Origin of the sequence: Thermodesulfatator autotrophicus (genome assembly GCF_001642325.1) — a bacterium.
In the GTDB taxonomy this organism is placed as follows: Bacteria; Desulfobacterota; Thermodesulfobacteria; order Thermodesulfobacteriales; family Thermodesulfatatoraceae; genus Thermodesulfatator; species Thermodesulfatator autotrophicus.
The window spans coordinates 1-6090 of sequence record NZ_LSFI01000085.1; the positions used below are offsets into that span (position 1 = coordinate 1).

A 6090-nucleotide genomic window follows, 5' to 3' on the forward strand; every position below is an offset into this window, starting at 1 on the left:
TTTCGGACACAATTACTGAAATACTACCTTTCAAACCTTTCGTGCCCGTGGCATACGCCGTATATGCGGCGGGCGTCGCGATCGCTCCAGGCGTAAATCTCGTGCGTGCAACCAGCTACAGGCTCTCCTGAAAGCCGATGGCAATTAAGAGACCGTGGGTTGGGGTGGTCTTCCCTTTCAAGATGCAAAGCCAGCTCATCCATCCGTTTGTTTACCTCGTAGCGGCGGTCAGGAGGGAGGGCATTTACGGCCTTTTCAAATTCGTCTGTCCAGGTGATGCGGTCTGAAGGAGGCTCCCAGAGGCATTCTTCGTAAATTTGGCGTTTTACCTGTTGCCAGATGAGTTCCCCCCAGGGTGAAAGCGAAACCTCATCGCCCACGGCAAACCAGAAGGCATTGGGAATTTTACGGCATTCTTCAGGTGTTACAGAAAGCCCCAGGGCCAGACGCCGCCAGATTTTTAACTGCTTCTTGATAGACGGCAGAATATCCAGCGTTAATGGAAGACGAGGGATGCGCAAAAGCTCTTTACTGGTTTCAAAGATATAGACGGCCTCGTCGGCGTAAAACTGGGCCAAGGTCTGAAGCACGCCCTGGATGCTCTTGAACCCTCCAGTGAGGTTAAAAATGATTTGATAACCGATTTCTTTATATCCAGGTAACGTTTCGTGCAGGCGGCGCACAAGCTCTGCCACAGCCAGGTGAAAATTTTCAAGACTATCGGTGCGCAGCCCGCCAATGTCGTCCCACACCTGAACATTAGCGATCCCCTGGGTCTTGAGCCAGGCTGACACCATCTGCGCCGTCTCTCTCCCCAGCCAGGTGTCAGTGGCTAGAAGTATATGTGTATCCTGCTTACCGTTAGCAAAATCGCCCGCATAAAGGTGATAGAGACCGTTTATTTCGGCTGATAATAGGGCGGCACCCTGCGGGGGGAGGCCTAGAACTTCCTCTCGCCGCTTTTCCAGATGGCGGGTGAGGGTTTCCCCTTCTTCGCCGGTAATTGGCCCTGGGGCATTGGCGTGCTTAAATACCAGAGCACGTACTTCAGGAGAGACCCGGTTGGTCAATAAACTTGTCCCACAGGGGGATAGAATCAGCCTTTTCATTTCAACTCAGTTACTTTTCTTAAGGCTCGTTCTAGGATCCGTTCCTATTTTTCGTTCCGAAAAAAAGGGAACGGATCCCTTGCGGTTGTGCTTGCCACGCTAATCTCTGCAATTTTGCAAAGGTCTCTTTTCAATTTATTTCTTTATCAGTTTAAATTTGTCCCCTTGAAAATTGAGAATTATTTTGTACCCGCTGGTTTTTATAATCGTTTCACCATTATGGACCCATTTTGCCCATCCTAACGGCAATATCTTTTGTTTAAGTTTAGCTATATGTCGGCTTTTAGGTGCTAAGGCCTCTCCGCGATCGTGTCTGAGATTATTACGAATAAATTTTCGTACCTCCTCTGGTAGTAAAAGAAAAATAGTTTTAGAAAGAAGTCCTCCTCCCCAACCCAAACAAAAACTTTCTTTCGAACGTGTTTGTTTATACCACTGCTTTAGAGAGGGACAGCTTGTAAATACCTTTTGTTCTTCTTCACATAAATCATTTGAAAACTCTTCCAATGCTTTAAAGATTTCTTCGATTTTTCGGGGATAGGCATCTTCTACACGCTTCAATTTTGGAGAAACTTTAAACTTCTCTATCAGCATAGTATCCATCGAAATTTCGAATTGATAGATAGAACCAGGAGGGATACACTCAAGAAAGATAGAAATATTTTCTTTTTCTAACCATCTACTTCCATTGTATGAAAGAACAGCTATTTCGTATATCCTGGTGGTACAACTAAAGACAGGATAAGCGTCTCTTACCCGGATAAGGCGCAACCAATCAGTATGAGGAGAATTTTTTTTATTTTCAATTTGAAAATCTTGAAGCCACTTATTAATTAACCACTTAAAAGGCTCTCTTTTCTTAATGTCCTTTTTAGAAAAATTTTTAATTTTTTCGAGAATTTCTGTTTTAAATTGCTGCGGTGCTCTTTCTTTTAAACTTTTCAAAACTTTATAAAGAACAGCTGTTCTAATAAGACCTTTAATAGTTGAAGCTGGTATATATGGAACTCCCATTCCATCACGAATTAAAGGACGAATCTCTAAAAAATTTTTATCGGTTTCTATTTTGGCTTTATAACGAGAAATATTTTTCAGTAGTTGTGCATTTATATCTCTCAGGTTTTCTTTTAAAAAATTAAAAATATTAAATTTTGGACCATGTATATTGATTTCAGATATATATTTTGAAAGAAGATTTCTTTCTTTAAGAAAAGAAAACAACTTATTCTCGTTTATAAAATATATCTCTTCTTTGTGAATAAAATATTCAAATGGAGTATATTTTTCTATATGACTTCCAACATGAAGCGGACTTAACAATTGAAAAGCTAATATTTTAGCGTCTAAAAAGTTTCTCATTCAGAATACTCCTGCATTGGTAAAAGAAAAGCAAGACCATATCTATAAACTTTGTGAGAAAGTCTTTTTGGATAAAAATATTCTGGAGTAACATCTACAAGCTGTCCACTCACAGGACTTGTAAAAGTAGAGCCTTCACAAAGGTAACGGACAGCTTTACGTTTAATGGGAAAACCTATTCTCCCACTTGTTACCCATCCTCTGGAAATTCCGAGACGATATGCTTCAAGACTTTTCAACAGTCCTGATACTTCTGAAGGGGTTGGCATATAACGGGAAATAAGCACCCGCCGTGGAAAATCACCGAAAAGCAATTCTTGAAAGTGGTCATCTGGTTCTACAAATTCTGCTTCGAATTGCCCGCAACCGTAAGTCTTTTCCCCACCTAGTCCCATTTCTCCGAGAAAGAAGAGACCAGTTTCAAACAATTTAAGCCCTTCCTTAGTTCCTGTAACTATTCCCCATAGCCCAGCATCTTTTTTAAATTTAAGATAGCCAACATGATAAAGGTTACTTTCCATTGTTTCCCGATCGAGGGCTACATGCGGACGAATAATTTTTTTGAAAGCCGTAAAATATTCTTTTTCTTGTGTTTCATAAGTGCTTTTTATATCTTCAACACTTAGGTCGTTTCTTAACCAGAGTCCATAGTTTACATGAGAAATCCACTTTATTTTTTTAAAATCTTTTAGGTAAGAAGCTAAAGCTTCTGCTACCTCATTTTTTAGAGAAACTGATAAAGGACGCGGTAAAAAATAAATATCTTTGTGATAAATAAAAAGGCTAGAAATCCTGAAGGAAGGCTTGCCATTTAAAAAACTTTGGCAAATCTCTTCTACTTTTTGTATACCCAGAAAGGTTTGTACAGCATTTAGCCAGGCTGAAAAAAGAGTATCTGCTCCTACCCATTCGGAAATGTTTTCTAGATCTATGCCGGTTTCTCCAAAATGAGTAAAGCCTTTAAATTTGAGCTTAAAGATCAGCCAATTCATCGATTAAGCCTTTCATAAAATTTTTCTAGCAATCGACTTGAGTGCACTATAGCCAAAACAATAATTGTTTGTTCTTTTATTTGATAAATAACTCGATAGTTATAAACTAATCGTTCTCGAATTTCATATTTATTGACTTCCGGAACAATTCTTCCGATTTTTGGAAAAAATTGTAAATTCTGAACAGAATCTAAAATTTTTCTTATTACAGATTTGGCATAATAAACCGAATCTCTTGCTATAAAATTATAAATGGCTTCCAAATCCTCTACCGCTTCTGGAGACCATTTTATTATGTAAGCCATTGTTCAAACTTTTTTTCTACTTCCTTATGTGAAATAGTTCCTTCTTCCTCTGTCCGTTTTATACTTTTTTGTATTTTTTCTACTACAAAAAGTTGATATTGAATATCTTCAATTGTGCAATCATCTGGCAACTTTTTTAAAATTTCCATAGTGATCTCTTTAGCATTAAACATTATTATCCTCCGTTTTTAATGTATTTATAATTTCTTTGAAATTCTCTTTTTCTAAAGACCCTTTTATTTCTCCGTTTTTAATAGTTACAATTTGCCATTTTAAATCGCGTAATTTTATCTGCCCGTAGCCGCGGGAGCCGTGGCCACCAAGGTAATCCATCTCAAGAAGCTTTAAGGCCGTATCAATATTTTCCAGATCCTCATTAAGGTCGTCCAAATCTTCTACAGTATAAACTATTTCAAATCTAAACTCCGTTCCGCGGGGGACACGCTCAAGCTGGCGAGGGTTAGCCGCTGCGGTAACACGATCAAGCGAATTTTCCCATTTCCATTCCGTGTAAAGGAGACCGGTGTCAATTTCTTGAAGGTTTTCGCGAGAATTATCCGTGAGGAAGGCATCACGTACAATCAGACGAGCAGGCCAGTTGCCTCCACCAGATTTTCCTGTAGAGCCAAAAAGTCGGCAAAGTTTACACTTTTTAGCCTCCTCTTTCATATCACACTCATGGCGCCAAATAGGATTTCTTTGCGTTCCTCCATTGCGATTAGGTGATAATGCTAAAACTTTTTCCAGCAAACTTCTCATCTTTCCTTTCAATGAACTTCCCGGAATGTACGGTTCTCGCGTAATGGGATCACGCACGACAGGGCTATCTATAGCGCCGATTTCCAGATTTTCCTTAGAGGCACCTATATGAAGGCCTGTTTCGCAATGCAATATTCCACTTATTATGACTTTACCCAGAATAGGCTTTTCATTTTGGCGAGTTTCAGACATAATGGCCTCCCTTATTTTTAATCTCCACCACCATAGAAACGATGATAAGCAACAATAGCTTCTATTAGATGAACAAGTTTTTTAAATGATTCGCGATCTTTAGCTCCGGCATCTATAGCTGGATCTAGTATTTGCATAAGAGGTTTAAGATTTCTATGTCTTCCTACTGTATAGGCTAGCTTAGGTTTTAACATAATGACGTTATCTTTATCAAATTTAATCTGGATTTTTCGAACAGCATCAAGAAATTTTCTGATCTGTGTTGTTTTTACATTTTTTTCTTTTAAAACTTTTCCTAAACATTCTCCTATTTCTACAACTTTTTCAGAAGGTATTTCTTTTAATCCTTTACTTTTATATTGTTTAAGCTCACCTTTAAAGAAATTTATTTTTGTATTTTCCTCCCTATTATTCATCTTTTCCTCCTCTCATGCTCATAATTACCCACTGTACGGCAATAAAAATTTTTTCCCAAGTTTCTTCATTATAAGAAAGCAAGTAGTTTTGTAACTCTAAATAATTCTCAGGTGGTAGCTTCTTTCTCACCCTTGCGAGAAGATAGGCCAGACGCGGAAGCACAAGAATCCGATCGGTATTTTCTTCGTCTAAAAATTCTCTAGCGCTGTTGAGAATATTATAAAAGAAACCTCGAGTAAGCCCTTCTTCTTTGGGAGTCATGTGCGTTTCTTGATTTGTCAAAAAGGAAGCAAAAATATCTAGAATATTCTTCATTTCATTCATATTTTCATTGGGGATAACTTTTCCAAAAAGAGCTAGGGCATTTTTTTCTTTTCTATGTCCTTTTGCTTGATTTTCTGCTGCTCCAGCAAGCTCGGCATATTGATAAACCGGCATCCTGATATGTCCCATAGTGATGCCGCCGGATATGGTAAGCTCCGGGTTACCGGTGTAAGCCTGAAAGGCCTTTACGATGTCAAACGCGGCCTCACATATATCAAGCCAGTGACCCATGAGAAAAAGATCATCACCTCCGGAGTAGATAATGGCCACGCGTCGTCCGTCTTCCCGGACATTTCGTCCGGCCCAGTCATAGGGATCAAGGGCAGGGGGATATGAAAAACCGCTTGTTTTTTCACCGCACAGGAGGGCGTTTAAATGATATTTGAAAAAGAGATTCAAGGCCCTAGAAATAGCGGCCAGACGAGAAAAGGTTTGATCATTTCCTGAAAGGCCTGCGCGAAAGATCTGCCCCAGATTGTCTACATCCATGCGCAAAGCAGCAAGTCTAGGAAGACCAAAAGATTTATCTTCGATTTCTTCAAAATTAAAAATCCCTTGATAAAGGCCAGAAGGAATGAAGGCTTGCACCAGTGGTGAAAAATTGCATAGTGTTTCGTCAACTGTGTCCGCAGG

The 6090-nt window shown here is 39.4% G+C and carries 8 protein-coding genes; all 8 read right to left on the reverse strand.

Translation table 11 applies throughout. The annotated features are described in order from the left end of the window. Nucleotides 1-23: 23 nt before the first annotated feature. On the reverse strand, nt 24-1109 hold the full coding sequence (locus TH606_RS10875; RefSeq protein ID WP_068543978.1) for a putative CRISPR-associated protein: 1086 nt from the start codon (nt 1107-1109) through the stop codon (nt 24-26). Between the two features lie 135 nt (nt 1110-1244). After that, nucleotides 1245-2468 (reverse strand): type III-A CRISPR-associated RAMP protein Csm5, encoded by a 1224-nt coding sequence (gene csm5 / locus TH606_RS10880; protein WP_068543980.1) that lies wholly within the window; start codon nt 2466-2468, stop codon nt 1245-1247. Continuing rightward, entirely contained in the window at nt 2465-3460 is a 996-nt protein-coding gene (gene csm4, locus TH606_RS10885) for a type III-A CRISPR-associated RAMP protein Csm4 (RefSeq protein WP_068543982.1), read from the reverse strand. Before csm4 ends, csm5 begins: the two co-directional genes overlap by 4 nt. Further along, the gene (locus TH606_RS10890; protein ID WP_068543984.1) at nt 3457-3765 is read right to left on the reverse strand and encodes a type II toxin-antitoxin system RelE/ParE family toxin; all 309 of its coding nucleotides are present in this window, start codon (nt 3763-3765) and stop codon (nt 3457-3459) included. The genes csm4 and TH606_RS10890 overlap by 4 nt, the downstream gene beginning before the upstream one ends. After that, nucleotides 3753-3938, reverse strand: a complete 186-nt coding sequence (locus tag TH606_RS10895; RefSeq protein ID WP_068543986.1) for a hypothetical protein — start codon at nt 3936-3938, stop codon at nt 3753-3755. The genes TH606_RS10890 and TH606_RS10895 overlap by 13 nt, the downstream gene beginning before the upstream one ends. After that, complete coding sequence (gene csm3 / locus TH606_RS10900; protein ID WP_068543987.1) at nt 3931-4716, reverse strand: type III-A CRISPR-associated RAMP protein Csm3; 786 nt, start codon at nt 4714-4716, stop codon at nt 3931-3933. The genes TH606_RS10895 and csm3 overlap by 8 nt, the downstream gene beginning before the upstream one ends. 17 nt (nt 4717-4733) lie before the next feature. Beyond that, nucleotides 4734-5132 (reverse strand): type III-A CRISPR-associated protein Csm2, encoded by a 399-nt coding sequence (gene csm2 / locus TH606_RS10905; protein WP_068543989.1) that lies wholly within the window; start codon nt 5130-5132, stop codon nt 4734-4736. After that, a partial coding sequence (gene cas10 / locus TH606_RS11780; RefSeq protein ID WP_197460575.1) for a type III-A CRISPR-associated protein Cas10/Csm1 occupies nt 5125-6090 on the reverse strand: 966 nt, incomplete at its 5' end. The genes cas10 and csm2, both read right to left, overlap by 8 nt.